Raw genomic sequence first — 14,061 nt, forward strand, 5'->3', positions numbered from 1 at the left:
CGGTCACCACACCTCGGTGGCCGGGCCGACACGCGTTCTCGTTGCGGGCGCGGCCCCGTAGGATCACGACCATGACCGCCGACATTCAGATGGCCCGAGAACTCGCGACTGGCGCCGGGGAGGTGCTCCTGCAGGTTCGTCAGAGCTGGAAGGGGTCCGACCCCAAGGAGCTCAAGAACCTCGGCGACCGAGGCGCCCAGGAGTGGTTGGCCGCAGAGTTGGCGCGCCGCGTTCCGGGCGACGCCGTCCTCAGCGAGGAGGCCGAGGACGGCCGGGCCCGCCTCACCGCCGACCGGGTGTGGATCATCGACCCGCTGGACGGAACGCGCGAGTTCAGCGAGCCCCCGCGGGACGACTGGGCAGTCCACGTGGCCCTCTGGGAACAGGGGGATCTCACCGCCGGTGCGGTGGCCCGCCCCGCTGCTGAGGTCACGTACGACTCCTCCCCCGGGCACGAACTGTGGACGCGCTCGGAGCGTCCGATCCGCCTGGCTGTCTCCCGCTCACGGCCTCCGGCGTTCCTCCACGCGCTGCAGGAGGTGCTCGGTGCCGAGCTGGTGCCCATGGGCAGCGCCGGTGTGAAGACACTCTCCGTGGTCACCGGTGAGTGCGACGCCTACGTCCATGCCGGCGGACAATACGAGTGGGACTCCGCCGCCCCCGTGGCCGTGGCGCGATCCCGCGGGCTGACGGTCACCCGGGTGGACGGCTCGCCGATGGAGTACAACCGTGAGAGCCCCTGGCTTCCTGACCTCATGGTGGCCCACCCGGACGTGGTCCCGGCACTGACGGAGGCCCTGCAGCAGGTGGACCTCCCCGACTCGCCGTGACCCGCTCGACCACCTTCCGCGCGGCGGACACGACCACCGGGTCGAACTCGTACCCCGCCTGCCGGTTGATGCGCTCCATGGCGCGGGCGAAGGCCTCCGGGGTGCGCTCCCCCGCCGTGTAGTCGTCCAGGGCGTTGGCGACCTTGAGGATCCGTGCGGGCCGGGGGACGTCCGCCCGGTAGCTCACGTGGTCGATGTAGGCGTGAGCCTGGTGCTCGAGCACCTCGACCACGGGCGGCGGAAAGTGGAGTTCGGCGGCGATCTCCGCGGAGCGCAGGGCCACCCGCTGCTGGTCGCGGGGGGCCAGCTGACTGGTGCTGCCGCCACGGATGGGCCGCACCAGCGAGACCAGGCCCACGTCGTGCAGGCGCGCAGCCGAGAGCAGGGTCTCCCGTTGCTCCGCGTCGATGCCGATCTCCTCGGCAAGGCAGGCGCACACGCCCTCGACCGCCTGCGCGTGGTCCGGCCTGGAATAGCCGAGCACCTCCGGGAGCCGCATGGCCGCGACCACAGTCTCGTCGGCCACCGCGACCGCACGAATGCGGCCGACGAGGGCACTGCTCAGGGCCACGAGGCTCACCGTCACCAGTGGCAGGAACCACCAGCCGACGGTCGGCGCCCCGACCACGGTGGCCGTCATGGTCGCCGACAGGGCAAGCACGAGCTCGGCGTCGAACACACCGAGCGACTCCCCACGGCCGGGCCACGGCGCACCGCCGCCGGCTGCCACCTCAAGCCCCAGGGCGAGCGCGAGCCACGCCAGGAGCACCAGCGGCCCCCAGGGCTCCAGGCCGGGAACCCTCTCGCCAAGCCACAGGGCGATGCCCGTACCAGTCCCCGTCCCCGCCCACCAGACCGGCGCGAGGTACCGGCCTCGCTCGCCCCCGGGGCCGTGAAGAGTCCAGCCCGCCGCCCCGGTGACGGCCGCCATCCCCGCCAGGAGGGCGAGGCCCTGCCACGAGGGGCCCATGGAGCTCGCCAGGAGACCCAGCACGCAGGCCTGTGCCCAGCGGCCCAGTATCCACCACAGCAGGGGACGGTCGGTTCCACGGAGAGTGACGACGACACAGCCCACAAGTAGCCCTGCCAGCAGGAGGCAGGAAGCAGTCGCCCCCGTCATCGTGTGCCCTCCCGCGCCGCGGGGAGGTCGTGCACGAACCACCCGGGCAGGTCCTCGGGCACGGGCTGGAGCGGCGGCCGGGCCCGCTCCAACAGGTGCAGGGCCATCGGGTGGTACGTGCCGGCGGCAGCCATCCGGCGTAGCGCCTCGTCCAGAGTCGTTGCCGGATCATCGGCCACACACGCGTCCAGAGCGTCAGCGACCTGCAGAATCCCCAGCACCAGCTCCTCTCGATCCGATCCGGCCTTGTCTCCGAGCGGCTGGTGGCTCCGTCGCACCAGATCTGCCGTCCCCTCCAGAAGGTCGAGGCCCGACACCACCTTCGCTCCCCACTCCGCGTGACCGGGACGGGGGTCGTGGCCACGGGGGGTCGGGGCGATGAATCCGACGTCATGGAGCCGAGCCGCCAAGTCGAGCCTTTCGATCTCCAAGGGCCCCAGCCGCCCCTGCCGCCCGAGGGTCTGGGCGTAACGGGCGACCCGCTCCCCGTGGCCCACCACGTAGGGGTCGCTCGTGTTGGCTCCACCCACGATCGTGGCCACCGTCTGCTGCTGGGTCCTTTCCGCCAGCCCGATGCGACGCAGCAGCGCCATGTGGACCAGCAGAGGCACAACACCGAGCAGGAGGCCGATTCCATCGGGCTTGACCGCCCACACCAGCAGGGCCCAAAGCACGGCACCGACCACTTGGTTCAGGGAACCAAGGTTGAGCGCTCGGATGCCATCACCGAACGCCCTGACGATCCCGACCCCCCTGACGACCCAGAGCCCCCATAAGGCCAGCAGAAGGTTCACACAGAGCTGTGCAAACGAACCCAGGGCCACGGGAACCGCGAGTTCTGACAGCGGTACACGAACGGACGCGATGTTCTGCCCGCCCGCGAGAACAAAAATCCAGTAACCAGCGCACGAACAGATCATCAGCCCCGCCCAGTTGTACGCTCGTGTACTCAACTTCGGCGCCCTGGACCAGAACAGCGCAGCAACACTGGACAGCACCGCCACCCATGGGCCAGCGACCATCCAGCTGACTGCCTGCACGGCACCCATCAAGGACTGTCCGAGCCCCAACCACCGGGTGACTGCCGTCATGGTCTGGGACCACACCGCGAGCACGAGAAGCACGCCGGCGAACGCCCATTGTCCAGGAGTCACCGGCGCGCTCGGATGCGCGAACAAACTGAAGGTGCCGACGGCCAACGCCGCCGGCACCAAGAACTGGAGTGTGCGCCTCATGCAGGATCTGCCGACTGGTTCCCGCCCTGGGCGATGCTCCCCAGTGGGATCAGATCAGCACTCCACCGTGATGTTGGTGATCGTGTTCACGATGTCACCGGCGGCGGAGGCGACCTGCGGGAGGGCGGAGAGGATGTCAGCGAACATGGTGTGCTCCTTCGGAGGGAACTCCCCAGGTCGGCGACCCGGAGCAGGACGCCTCAATACTGCCTCGCAGGCACCGTCGATCCCAAGCCCTTCTGGCACTTCTTGAGCAAGTCTTTACCAATCCTCGACTCACTCACCCACGATCGGGGCCCCTCACCCCTGGCGGCGGACCACGGTCACCGAGGTGTGGATGGAGGTCACGATGCGCTGCCGCAGCTCGCTCGGGGCCGGCTGGCAGGCACAGGACCGGCGGATCAGCTCCTTGAGCCGCACATCGCGCTCGTACTCGGCGCGGCAGGGCGCGCACTCCCGCAGGTGCTGCTGGATGTCCTCACAGTCCTGGGCGGACATCTCCCCGTCGAGATAGGCGTAGAGCTCCTCCATGAACTCGTGACACATGCGATTCACGAGGAGACCTCCTGCTCGCTGTCGGCATCCTGGGTTCCGAAGCCACGCTCGGCTCCGTACTCGGCCAACATCTCCCGCAGCTGCTTTCTTCCCCGGTGCAGGCGCGACATCACGGTCCCGATGGGGGTGTCCATGATCTCCGCGATCTCCTTGTACGCGAACCCCTCCACATCGGCGAGGTAGACCGCCATGCGGAAGTCGTCGCTGAGCGCCGCGAGCGCCTCCACCACCTGCCGGTCGGCGATGTGGTCCAGCGCCTGCGCCTCCGCCGACTTCAGTCCCGTCGAGGTGTGGGACTCGGCCGCCGCGAGCTGGTAGTCCTCCACCTCGGCGGCGTCGGACTGCAGCGGCTGCCGCTGCTTCTTGCGATAGGAGTTGATGTACGTGTTCGTGAGGATCCGGTACAGCCAGGCCTTGAGGTTCGTCCCCGGCTTGTACTGGTGGAAGGCCGCGAACGCCTTGGCATAGGTCTCCTGGACCAGGTCCTCCGCGTCCGTGGGGTTGCGGGTGGTGCGCAGCGCCGCACTGTAGAGCTGGTCGAGATGGGGCAGCGCCTCCCGCTCGAAGCGAGCAGCGCGCTCCTCGGGGGTCTCGGTGGCCACGTCGACGACCTCGTCAGCCGCGGCCGACGCGGGCATCTCACGGGTGGTGGGCGTCATCACCGGATCTCCTCACGGGCACTCATCGCACCCATGCTAGAGCCCGCATCCCTGCCCGCACCCGGCTGTTCGCCCACGGCGCACCCGGGGCACCGCAGGCCGTGCGGGACGGCGCTCGACGCGCGGTACCGTGACCACAGTCAGCCCCCCTTGCGCGAAAGGCAGCCCATGACGGACCGCATCCACCTCTCCATGGCCAACATCTCCCAGGCCGAGGAGGACGCCGTCGTCCGCGCGATCCGCTCCGGATGGGTCGCCCCGCTCGGCCCCGAGGTCGACGCGTTCGAGGCCGAGATCGCCGAGCGGGTGGGCGCGAAGCACGCCCTCGCGCTCGCCTCCGGCACCGCCGCCCTCCACCTCGGCCTCATCCACCTGGGTGCTCGCCCCGGCACCCACGTGGTGACCTCCTCCATGACCTTCGCCGCGACGGCGAATGCGATCGCCTACACCGGTGCCACCCCGGTCTTCGTCGACTCGCAGGAGTCCGACGCCAATGTGGACGCCGAGCTCATGCTCCAGGCCGTGCGTGACCTCAAGGACCGCGGCGAGGAGGTGGTGGCCGCCGTGCCCGTGGACCTCTTCGGCCGCGCCTGCGACTACGACGTCCTGGAGCCGGGTCTAGCCGAGCTCGAGGTGCCCCTGTTCTGCGACGCCGCTGAGTCCCTCGGCGCCCGGCTGGGCGACCGTGCTGCCGGCTCGTTCGGGCTGGCCTCGGCCTTCTCGTTCAACGGGAACAAGATCATGACCACCTCCGGTGGCGGCATGCTCGTCAGCGACGACGAGGCACTCATCAACCATGCGCGCAAGCTCTCCACGCAGGCCCGCGAGCCTGTGCCGTGGTACGAGCACACCGAGCACGGGTACAACTACCGGCTCTCCAACATCCTCGCCGCCATCGGACGCGCGCAGCTCGGGCGCCTGGACGAGCTCATCGGCCGCCGTCGAGAGATCCGGGCCCGTTACGTCGAGGCGCTCGGTGGGCTCGAGGGGGTCCGTGTCCTGGGAGCGGAGGACGACGAGCACTTCGACAACTGCTGGCTCACGTCCATCGTGGTGGACCGCCCCGGTTTCGACGTCGACGCCGTCCAGGCCTCGCTCTCCGAGCAGGGCATCGAGGCCCGCCACCTGTGGAAGCCGATGCACATGCAGCCGGTGTTCGCCGACGCCCCGGTCGTGGGCGGCGAGGTGTGCGAGAGCCTCTTCGCGCGCGGGCTCAACCTCCCCAGCAGCAGCACCATGACCGATGAGCAGCAGGAGCGCGTGATCGACGCGGTCACCACCCTGCTGGACGCCTGACCACGAGCACGGAGACGACATTCATGACTGACCTCAACGGAGCCCGCATCGCCATCACCGGGGGGACCGGCTCCTTCGGCAAGACGATGGTCAAGGCCCTGCTCACCGAGGGCGTGGACCAGATCAACATCCTCAGCCGCGACGAGGCCAAGCAGGACGAGATGCGCCACCAGCTGGCCGACCCGCGCCTGCGCTTCTTTCTCGGCGACATCCGCGACCGCCACAGCGTGGACAGCGCTTTCGTCGGCGTCGACTACGCCTTCCACGCCGCCGCCCTGAAGCAGGTGCCGAGCTGCGAGTTCTTCCCCGACCAGGCCGTCAAGACGAACGTGACCGGCAGCCAGCACGTCATCGAGGCCGCCCACCACGCCGGCGTGAAGTCCCTCGTGTGCCTCTCCACCGACAAGGCCGTCTACCCGGTGAACGCCATGGGCATGAGCAAGGCCCTCATGGAGAAGACCGCCCAGGCCTTCGCCCGGAACTACCCCGACTCCCCTACCACGGTGTCGATCACGCGCTACGGCAACGTCATGTACTCGCGCGGTTCGGTGATCCCGCTGTTCGTCAAGCAGCTCCGCGAGGGTAAGCCGCTCACGGTCACCGAGCCGAAGATGACCCGCTTCCTCATGTCCCTCGACGAGTCGGTGGACCTGGTCAAGCACGCCTTCTTCCACGCCGAGCCCGGCGACCTCTTCGTGAAGAAGGCCCCGGCCTGCACCGTGGGGACGCTGGCGCGGGCCGTGGCCGTGGTCTTCGACCGCCCGGACCACGAGATCCGCAAGATCGGCATCCGCCACGGCGAGAAGATGTACGAGACGCTGCTCTCCGGTGAGGAGATGCGCAAGGCCACCGACCAGGGCGACTACTACCGCGTCCCGCTGGACGCCCGCGAGCTCGACTACTCCAAGTACGTCGACGAGGGGGAGGACCTGCCCGTCCTCGAGGAGGAGTTCGACTCCAACAACGCCGACCAGATGGACGTCGAGCAGACCGCGGAGGTCGTCCGCCAGCTGCCCGAGGTCCAGGAGATCCTCGCGAACGGAGGCATTTGATGCGCATCGTCCTGACCGGGGCGCGTGGCTTCATGGGCTGGCACACCCGGCTGCGCGCCCACGCCCTGACCCAGCACGAGATCACCCCTGTCGGCCGAGAGGAGTGGCCCGACCTCCCGACCCTCGTGGCCGAGGCTGACGCGGTCATCCACATCGCCGGCGTCAACCGGGCTCGGGACGAGGAAGGGGGCCTCTCCCCCGACGAGCAGGTCAACCTGGGCAACGTCCGCCTGGCCGAGGAGCTCGCGGAGGCGGTCCGGGGCGCGGGCAGGCCCGTGCGCGTCGTCTACGCCAACTCCATCCAGGCCGGCAACGGCACGCCCTACGGGGCGGGCAAGCAGCGGGCGGGCGAGGTCCTGCGCGAGGCGGTGGAGTCGACCGGCGGTCACCTCACCGAGGTGATGCTGCCGAACCTCTTCGGGGAGCACTGCCGCCCGAACTACAACTCCTTCACCGCCACCTTCATCGACAAGGTGATCAAGGGCGAGGAGCCCACGATCAACGACAACCCGGTCAACCTGCTCCACGCGCAGAAGGCGGCCGCCGCGCTGCTGGAGGGCCTGGAGACGACCGAGACGGTCCTCGAGCCGAAGGGCGAGGACGTCGGCGTCCAGGAGGTCTGGGACCTGCTGGTGGAGTTCCACGAGTCGTACGTGGGCCGCGGTGAGATCCCCGACCTGTCGACCGACTTCCGGATCGACCTGTTCAACAGCTACCGGACTGCCCTCTTCCCCGAGCACTACCCCATCAAGCTCAAGCCCCACGCCGACCCGCGGGGCTTCTTCGTGGAGACCGTCCGCTGCGCCGGCGGGCAGGGCCAGTCGTCCATCTCGACCACCGTGCCCGGGATCACCCGCGGTGAGCACTACCACCTGAGCAAGATCGAGCGCTTCGCCGTCGTGCAGGGCACCGCCCGCATGAGCCTGCGCAAGATGTTCACCGACGAGGTCCTCGACTTCCACGTCACCGGCGAGGAGACGACCGCGGTGGACATGCCGGTCGGGTGGGTCCACAACATCACGAACACCGGGGATGACACCCTGATCACCCAGTTCTGGGTGCACGAGTTCTTCGACCCCGAGAACCCCGACACCTTCCCCGAGCCGGTCCGCCCGGCCACCGACGCCGAGGAGAACGCCCGATGAAGGTCATGACCGTGGTGGGAACGCGCCCGGAGCTCATCCGCCTGGCGCGAGTGATCCACCGACTCGACGACACCGCCGGGGTCGAGCACGTGCTCGTGCACACCGGGCAGAACTACGACTACACCCTCAACGAGGTGTTCTTCGAGGACCTCGGGCTGCGCAAGCCCGACCACATGCTCGGAGTAGACACCTCCTCCCTGGGCGCCGTGCTGGGCGGCACCCTCATCGCCGCCGAGCAGGTCATGCGCGAGGAGCAGCCCGACGCCGTCCTGGTGCTGGGTGACACGAACTCCTGCATCGCGGCGCTCATGGCCCGCCGACTGCGGATCCCGACCTACCACATGGAGGCCGGCAACCGCTGCTTCGACCTCAACGTGCCGGAGGAGACCAACCGGCGCATGGTCGACCACGTCTCGGACTTCAACCTCGTGTACACCGAGCACGCCCGCCGCAACCTCCTCGCGGAGGGGCTGCACCCGCGGCGCATCCTGAAGACCGGCTCCCCCATGCGCGAGGTGCTCAACGCCTACCGCGAGCAGATCGACGCCTCGACGGTGCTCGAGGACAAGGGCCTGAGCGAGGGCGGCTACTTCCTCGTGAGCGCCCACCGTGAGGAGAACGTGGACCGCCCGGAGCGCCTCCAGCAGCTGCTGGACTGCCTGACCGCGGTGCACGAGAAGTTCGACCTGCCGGTCTTCGTCTCCACCCACCCGCGCACCCGCAAGCGACTGGAGGCCCTGCCGGACTGGGAGGAGCCGGAGGGCATCATCTTCAGCGAGCCGCTGGGCTTCCACGACTACAACAAGCTGCAGCTCTCGGCCGCCTGCGTGCTCAGCGACTCGGGCACGATCGCCGAGGAGAGCTCCCTGCTCGGCTTCCCCGCGGTCACCCTGCGCGACTCGATCGAGCGGCCGGAGGCTCTGGACACCGGCGGGATCATCATGACCGGCCTGCACGCCGAGGACTGCGTGGCCGCCGTGCAGGTGGCGATGGACTCCGGCTACACCCGGGACGGCGTCTCCCACCTCACCCCGGACGACTACCTCATCGACAACACCAGCGAGCGGACCGTGAAGTTCATCCTCTCGACCGCGCACCGCCACCACCAGTGGGCGGGGATCCGGGTGGGGGCATGATGAGCCGAGGCATGGAAAGCACACACCAAGGAGTGCACTATGGACATTGAATCCCTGCAACGTCAAGCGGGCCAGGCTCTCGATGAACAAATGCGCCGCGCCAGTGCTGAGTCCACGCGTCGCATCGCGCTACGCTTCGGGTCCTCCCTTCCCATGTGGATCGGCTGTGGCTTCCCGAAGTCAGGAACCGTGTGGCTGTGCGATCTCATGGCCACCTACTTGGGTGTCCCCTATCCGAAGAACTACCGGTTGCCGATCGCCATGTCGTCGGTCATTCACGCCCACTGGCCCTATGATCCCAGGATGCCGACGACTGCGTACATAGCACGCGACGGGCGCGACATAACTGTCTCAACATACTTCTACTACCTGCGCGCCCTTTCTCTGGACAAGTCTCCCGCACGCAAACACCAATTGCGCGACCTCTTCCAACATCTTTACGGCGACTCCTTCGACCCATCTGATACGCAACGTAACATGCCAGTCTTTGTCGAGCATATTCTTAGCCGTCCGCGGGCGACGCGCGGACTCACCTGGTCCCAACACATTCTGGACTGGGCTGACCGCCCTCAGGTGCATACCACCACCTACGAGGCTCTCCTGCGTGACACTACGACCGAGTTGAGCCGACTCATGGGTGAGATGACCGGCGAGGAGGCCGACCCCGTCCGCGTTCGCTGCGCCGTCGACCGACACTCGTTCGCCACCGCCACAGGTCGTGGCGGTGGCCAGGAGGACCGCAGAAGCTTCCAGCGCAAGGGGCAGGCTGGCGACTGGCGGAACCACTACACTCGAGAAACGGCGGAGGTCTTTGACTCGCTGGCAGGCGATGCCCTCGTCGCCATGGGATACGAGCAGGACCGTTCGTGGGTCGACGAGGTGCCAGTCGCATGACTCACTCTTCACACGAGTCCCATCGACACGCCTACGGGAACCCCACTCCCACCCCCACGAGGAGTTGTGCATGAAGCGCTTCGAGTTCGTTTCCGATGGTGCTTGGTCCGGCGGTGGTGGCGCCTACTTCAACAATGTAGCCCATGCTGCCGCCCGCCACTCCATTTTAGCCGGTGGCCCAGGCGCGATTCCGGTGTTTCCCCGGAACGTTCCCCACGGACGAAATCTGCCTGAGACATACCTGCTGGCCCCACAGAACGCTTGGCCTTGGGCGATCCGAGGGGCGGCGAAGTCCGAACTGCGCCGGGTCTTGCTCCTCCGGGCGGCCTCCGAGTGGCACATGCGCCGCGCCTCCGCCATCCACCGAATCTCCGGGGCAATCCCCACGCTCGGAGATCCCGCTAAGTACTCGCCTGTGATGCACAACCCCCTCGACACGGGGTTCGAAGAAGCCCTGGCTGCCAGCGAGGACGAAAGCGTCCCTGTCGCACGTGGTCGATTCGTAGCCATCGGGTCGCTCAACTCCTACCGTAACGTCAGCACGCTCTTCGAGGGCTATCGCCGCTACCGCGAGGGTGGCGGCACCCATGGCCTCTACGTCGCAGGGCCGCCAAAGGCCCCGGAGGTACTTAGATGCCTCCAAGCCCAGGCCCAGGGCATCCCCGACCTGGAGTTCCATCCCGGCGCCCTTAGCCGCCCCGTGGCCCTGGCCGCCTTGCGAGAAGCGCACGCCGTGGTGATCCCGAGCCGAGTAGAGGCATCTCCGTTCTCCGTCCTCGAGGCCGTGTCCCTGCAGCCGCGAGTCATACCTAGTGCAGCCCTTGGTGTCCGCGAGATCCTCCTGCGGCTGAAGACCGCTGACGACGAGGCATTCTTCGACCCGGACTCTCCCGCAGCTCTGGCCCGAGCCCTGTGGACGCCTCCTGACGTCTCCGCCGACTGGCACCGTGCCCTGAGGACACACGCCCAGCGTGAGCAGGAACGGCTGGTTTGGGGGGATGAGCTTGCCAGATGGCTGGAGTCCCTTGAAATCCCGATTCCCCGCCCATGACCCCCTCCCCCGCAAAGAGGAGTAATTTGTGAACGCACTCATGAAGCCGACTTCCGCCCTAAGGAAAGTCGGGAGAAAGGCCACCCTGGATGCGCTCTCCACAAAGGCGCGACTCAACGGGGAAATCGAGGAGGCGTGGTCCCTTCCACGGGTGCACTTTCTCTACCTCCATGCCGTGCCGGCCCAAGAGATGGACTCCTTTAGAAGACTCGTCCAAAGGGTGGCTGCCACGCACCGTGTCGTAAGCCACAGCGAAGCTGTGCGCCTAGTGCAGGAGGGGCCAATCGATCATCCTATCGCATCGTTCAGTTTCGACGATGGTTTCGCAAGCAACCTGCAGGTAGGCCGAATCCTCGCCGAACATGGCATTTCTGGAATGTTCTATATTCCGACAGGATTTGTCGATACGAGTTCCACCGCAGCGGCCCGGCGGTTCTTCGGCTTCACTAGAGGCTGTGATGAGGTGGCCATGACTTGGGGGGACCTCGAGGAACTGCTGACCCTCGGGCACGAGATCGGCAATCACACCGTCACCCACCGAACAGTCGCAGAGTTGACCCCGGCGGAAGCCACGGAGGAAGTCTACTCGGCGGCGGAACTCCTCCGCCGCCGACTCGGAGCCAGCGAACACTTCGCGTGGCCCAATGGCCGCTGGGAACACTTTACATCACGCGCGGCCAAGGATGTATTTGCCGCGGGACATGTCTCGGCCGCATCGGCTACTCGCGGTGCGCACACGGTGCGTCACGAGGGGCCGCCGGAGTCCCTGTGCATCCGCCGAGAGCACCTCATGACAGAGTGGCCTGACGCGCATATGGACTACTTCATCGCCAGAAGCGCCCGACTGTCGACGGTCACGGACAACCGCTGGCCTGAGGTGTATCACTCCTCCACTCTTGAGGGAGCGACGCCAGCCCCCTTGCCCACCACCTGAGGATTCACTGTGAGCCACGCCCACTTCCTGGTCATCGGAGCGCAGAAATGCGGGACCACCAGTTTTTATGAAGACCTGCGCTCCCACCCGCAACTGGCGCTACCCGACAAGGAGTCTTCCTTCCTATCAGGCCGCACTCTGTCTGCGGCCGAGGTTCACGCGGCTTTGGCAACGATTCCGACGACGCCTACGACCGCCCTGATCGGGGAGGTTGACACGACCTACAGCATGCGCACGGTGCATCCCGAGGTGATCGGCAACGCGGCCCACCTACGGGACCTGCGCGTCATCTACATCGTTCGGGACCCCCTCCGCCGAACGCTCAGTCACCACCACCACGACTACGCGCTCGGGCGAGCCCCCGCGGACGCAGACACCGCCGTGCGCACCATTCCAGAGATGGTCGACAACTCACGGTACGCTTTTCAGATCTCCCCTTGGATCGACCTCGTGGGGGTCGAACGAATCCTCCCTATCCGGTTCGAGCACTTCACGACCCGTCGAGAGGAGACGCTGAAGCAGGCGCTGAACTTCCTGGGCGTCGACCCCACCTTGGGACATGCCACCGGCATAGCCCATAACGCAGCCGGCACCAAGGTCGTGGCGCGTGGCCCGTGGTCCGTGATTAGCAACAGTAGCCTGTACCGCAAGCGGATTCGCCCTCTGGTTCCCGAGGCGGGGCGGAAGCGGCTGATGAAGGCTGTGCTGCCAAAGGCCCCGCCTCGCCCTGCGACACCGTCCCGCAAGACACTCGAGTGGCTGCAGGACCAGCTGAGCGAGGATGTTCAGCAGTTCGAGAGCCTCCTCAACCTTGACGGATGGTGGGACCTCCAAGCCACGGTGAACGCACTACGCCCCTTGCACTCGAATGGCTGAGGCGGGATCACGGCGTTCCGCCTTCGCTTGGAACTTTGCCGGCACCACACTCTATAATTTCTCCCAATGGCTTGTTCTGGCAATCCTCGGCCGTCTCTTCTCCCAGGCTACGGTCGGTGAGTACTCGCTGCTGCTGGCCCTGACGGCACCGGTCTTCCTATTGACGGGCCTCAACCTACGAGTCATCCAGGCCACCGATGCCCGCAGGCGCTGGAGTGTGTCCCAATTCGAGCGAATGCGGCACCTACTTAACGCCGTTGCCATGGGGATCTCCTTCCTCATTGGGGTGTTCACCTTCACCGACATGGGTCTGCTCGCAGCCCTGGTGGCTGTCTGCGGCGCCAAGGCCGTGGAGGCGCGTGGGCAGTTGAATTACGGGTACTTCCAAGTGCACGACAGACTGGACTACGTCGCCCAGTCACTACTCAGCAGGGCACTTCTTGGCCCCATGATGGTCGCTCTCGCCGCCTTCCTCACGGACAGCCTGGCGTGGTCCGCCGTCGGCTTGATGGTCGGGTGGGTCATCCCCCAGCTGCTCCTCGACAAGCCACGGGTTCAGCGATTGATCCGTAACGACCCACAGGCCACCCGGCCAGAAGAGCCCCGCACAGTCCCTGCCCTTCGAGCGATGCTCACCAAGGGATTTCCCCTGGGCGTGGATGCGGGCGTGAGTTCCCTGTCCATCAACGCCCCGCGGTACCTTCTGCAGGCCACCGCCGGTAGCGCCGCACTCGGTGGATTCGTCCCACTGGCCTACCTCGCCCAGTTGATCTCCAGCATCACCTCAGCCATGGCCACTACGCTCATCTCACCGATGTCCCGCGCCTACCATGAAGGGCGCCGGAAATACTTCGTTCGATCACTAGTGAGGCTGGTCGCTTTCGGGGCAGGGGTATCTGCCGCTGCCATGGTGGCAGCGTGGGCGATTGGGGATTGGGTAATCGCCCGCGCCCTAGGCCCGGAGTATGTGAATCGCCCGCTGCTCATGGCACTGCTCCTCTCGTCTACTGTGATTACCCTCCAGCGTATGCTGTCCAAGGCACTCGAAGCATCCACTGCATTCACCCGCTACATGCTGGTAGATAGCGTCACACTCGCCACAGTGGCGCTGGCCAGCGTGGTTCTTATCCCCAAGTTCGGTGCGCTCGGCGCCGCCCACTCCCTCACCATGGGATTCCTGCTGGGAACAGCCGTGGTCCTCGCAATGGTCGTTAAACTTGTTAACACAATGCCTGACTCACCGGCCTCAAGGGACTGATGCACGTTTAGGGGGCTCTT

Annotated in this window: 14 protein-coding genes; 10 read left to right on the plus strand and 4 right to left on the minus strand. The window is 66.8% G+C overall.

Features of this window, described 5'->3' with window-relative positions:
• Positions 1 to 71 precede the first annotated feature (71 nt).
• Positions 72 to 830: a 3'(2'),5'-bisphosphate nucleotidase CysQ gene (locus tag CFT82_RS02655; RefSeq protein ID WP_088817526.1), complete on the plus strand. Its 759-nt coding sequence runs from the start codon at positions 72 to 74 to the stop codon at positions 828 to 830.
• On the opposite strand, the gene CFT82_RS02660 is transcribed toward CFT82_RS02655, so the two are convergent.
• From CFT82_RS02660 to CFT82_RS02675, 4 genes are all read right to left on the minus strand, one after another.
• Positions 754 to 1,800: an HD-GYP domain-containing protein gene (locus CFT82_RS02660; protein WP_143469457.1), complete on the minus strand. Its 1,047-nt coding sequence runs from the start codon at positions 1,798 to 1,800 to the stop codon at positions 754 to 756. The two genes, CFT82_RS02655 and CFT82_RS02660, sit on opposite strands and share 77 nt — an antisense overlap.
• 146 nt (positions 1,801 to 1,946) lie before the next feature.
• On the minus strand, positions 1,947 to 3,185 hold the full coding sequence (locus CFT82_RS02665) for an HD-GYP domain-containing protein (protein WP_088817528.1): 1,239 nt from the start codon (positions 3,183 to 3,185) through the stop codon (positions 1,947 to 1,949).
• A gap of 300 nt (positions 3,186 to 3,485) precedes the next feature.
• Entirely contained in the window at positions 3,486 to 3,731 is a 246-nt protein-coding gene (gene rsrA, locus CFT82_RS02670) for a mycothiol system anti-sigma-R factor (RefSeq protein ID WP_234994315.1), read from the minus strand.
• A 5-nt stretch (positions 3,732 to 3,736) separates the two neighbouring features.
• Positions 3,737 to 4,399 carry a sigma-70 family RNA polymerase sigma factor gene (locus tag CFT82_RS02675; protein ID WP_088817530.1) on the minus strand — a complete coding sequence of 221 codons (663 nt, stop codon included), beginning with the start codon at positions 4,397 to 4,399 and terminating at the stop codon, positions 3,737 to 3,739.
• Positions 4,400 to 4,567: 168 nt separating this feature from the next.
• Here CFT82_RS02675 and CFT82_RS02680 point away from each other — a divergent pair, with 168 nt between their 5' ends.
• From CFT82_RS02680 to CFT82_RS02720, 9 genes are all read left to right on the plus strand, one after another.
• Positions 4,568 to 5,695, plus strand: a complete 1,128-nt coding sequence (locus tag CFT82_RS02680; protein WP_088817531.1) for a DegT/DnrJ/EryC1/StrS family aminotransferase — start codon at positions 4,568 to 4,570, stop codon at positions 5,693 to 5,695.
• Positions 5,696 to 5,718: 23 nt separating this feature from the next.
• Positions 5,719 to 6,747, plus strand: coding sequence for a polysaccharide biosynthesis protein (locus CFT82_RS02685; protein WP_088817532.1), 1,029 nt, complete (start codon positions 5,719 to 5,721; stop codon positions 6,745 to 6,747).
• Positions 6,747 to 7,892, plus strand: a complete 1,146-nt coding sequence (locus CFT82_RS02690) for a polysaccharide biosynthesis C-terminal domain-containing protein (protein ID WP_088817533.1) — start codon at positions 6,747 to 6,749, stop codon at positions 7,890 to 7,892. Before CFT82_RS02685 ends, CFT82_RS02690 begins: the two co-directional genes overlap by 1 nt.
• Positions 7,889 to 9,028 carry a non-hydrolyzing UDP-N-acetylglucosamine 2-epimerase gene (gene wecB / locus CFT82_RS02695; protein ID WP_088817534.1) on the plus strand — a complete coding sequence of 380 codons (1,140 nt, stop codon included), beginning with the start codon at positions 7,889 to 7,891 and terminating at the stop codon, positions 9,026 to 9,028. Before CFT82_RS02690 ends, wecB begins: the two co-directional genes overlap by 4 nt.
• 39 nt (positions 9,029 to 9,067) lie before the next feature.
• Positions 9,068 to 9,922 (plus strand): sulfotransferase domain-containing protein, encoded by an 855-nt coding sequence (locus CFT82_RS02700; RefSeq protein WP_088817535.1) that lies wholly within the window; start codon positions 9,068 to 9,070, stop codon positions 9,920 to 9,922.
• A 70-nt stretch (positions 9,923 to 9,992) separates the two neighbouring features.
• Entirely contained in the window at positions 9,993 to 10,973 is a 981-nt protein-coding gene (locus CFT82_RS11420; RefSeq protein WP_143469458.1) for a glycosyltransferase, read from the plus strand.
• Positions 10,974 to 11,001: 28 nt separating this feature from the next.
• The gene (locus CFT82_RS02710) at positions 11,002 to 11,907 is read left to right on the plus strand and encodes a polysaccharide deacetylase family protein (protein ID WP_088817537.1); all 906 of its coding nucleotides are present in this window, start codon (positions 11,002 to 11,004) and stop codon (positions 11,905 to 11,907) included.
• Between the two features lie 9 nt (positions 11,908 to 11,916).
• Positions 11,917 to 12,783 carry a sulfotransferase gene (locus CFT82_RS02715; RefSeq protein WP_088817538.1) on the plus strand — a complete coding sequence of 289 codons (867 nt, stop codon included), beginning with the start codon at positions 11,917 to 11,919 and terminating at the stop codon, positions 12,781 to 12,783.
• On the plus strand, positions 12,776 to 14,041 hold the full coding sequence (locus CFT82_RS02720) for a lipopolysaccharide biosynthesis protein (RefSeq protein ID WP_088817539.1): 1,266 nt from the start codon (positions 12,776 to 12,778) through the stop codon (positions 14,039 to 14,041). Before CFT82_RS02715 ends, CFT82_RS02720 begins: the two co-directional genes overlap by 8 nt.
• Positions 14,042 to 14,061 lie beyond the last annotated feature (20 nt).

Origin of the sequence: Kytococcus aerolatus, assembly GCF_900187395.1 — a bacterium.
GTDB lineage: Bacteria > Actinomycetota > Actinomycetes > Actinomycetales > Dermatophilaceae > Kytococcus > Kytococcus aerolatus.

Coding starts and splice junctions, on each gene's coding strand:
- CFT82_RS11420 (WP_143469458.1), top strand. CDS start 9,993: ATGAAGCGCTTCGAGTTCGTTTCCGATGGTGCTTGGTCCGGCGGTGGT.
- CFT82_RS02680 (WP_088817531.1), top strand. CDS start 4,568: ATGACGGACCGCATCCACCTCTCCATGGCCAACATCTCCCAGGCCGAG.
- CFT82_RS02660 (WP_143469457.1), bottom strand. CDS start 1,800: ATGGGCCCCTCGTGGCAGGGCCTCGCCCTCCTGGCGGGGATGGCGGCC.
- CFT82_RS02690 (WP_088817533.1), top strand. CDS start 6,747: ATGCGCATCGTCCTGACCGGGGCGCGTGGCTTCATGGGCTGGCACACC.
- CFT82_RS02700 (WP_088817535.1), top strand. CDS start 9,068: ATGGACATTGAATCCCTGCAACGTCAAGCGGGCCAGGCTCTCGATGAA.
- CFT82_RS02665 (WP_088817528.1), bottom strand. CDS start 3,185: ATGAGGCGCACACTCCAGTTCTTGGTGCCGGCGGCGTTGGCCGTCGGC.
- rsrA (WP_234994315.1), bottom strand. CDS start 3,731: ATGTGTCACGAGTTCATGGAGGAGCTCTACGCCTATCTCGACGGGGAG.
- CFT82_RS02720 (WP_088817539.1), top strand. CDS start 12,776: ATGGCTGAGGCGGGATCACGGCGTTCCGCCTTCGCTTGGAACTTTGCC.
- CFT82_RS02685 (WP_088817532.1), top strand. CDS start 5,719: ATGACTGACCTCAACGGAGCCCGCATCGCCATCACCGGGGGGACCGGC.
- CFT82_RS02655 (WP_088817526.1), top strand. CDS start 72: ATGACCGCCGACATTCAGATGGCCCGAGAACTCGCGACTGGCGCCGGG.
- wecB (WP_088817534.1), top strand. CDS start 7,889: ATGAAGGTCATGACCGTGGTGGGAACGCGCCCGGAGCTCATCCGCCTG.
- CFT82_RS02675 (WP_088817530.1), bottom strand. CDS start 4,399: ATGACGCCCACCACCCGTGAGATGCCCGCGTCGGCCGCGGCTGACGAG.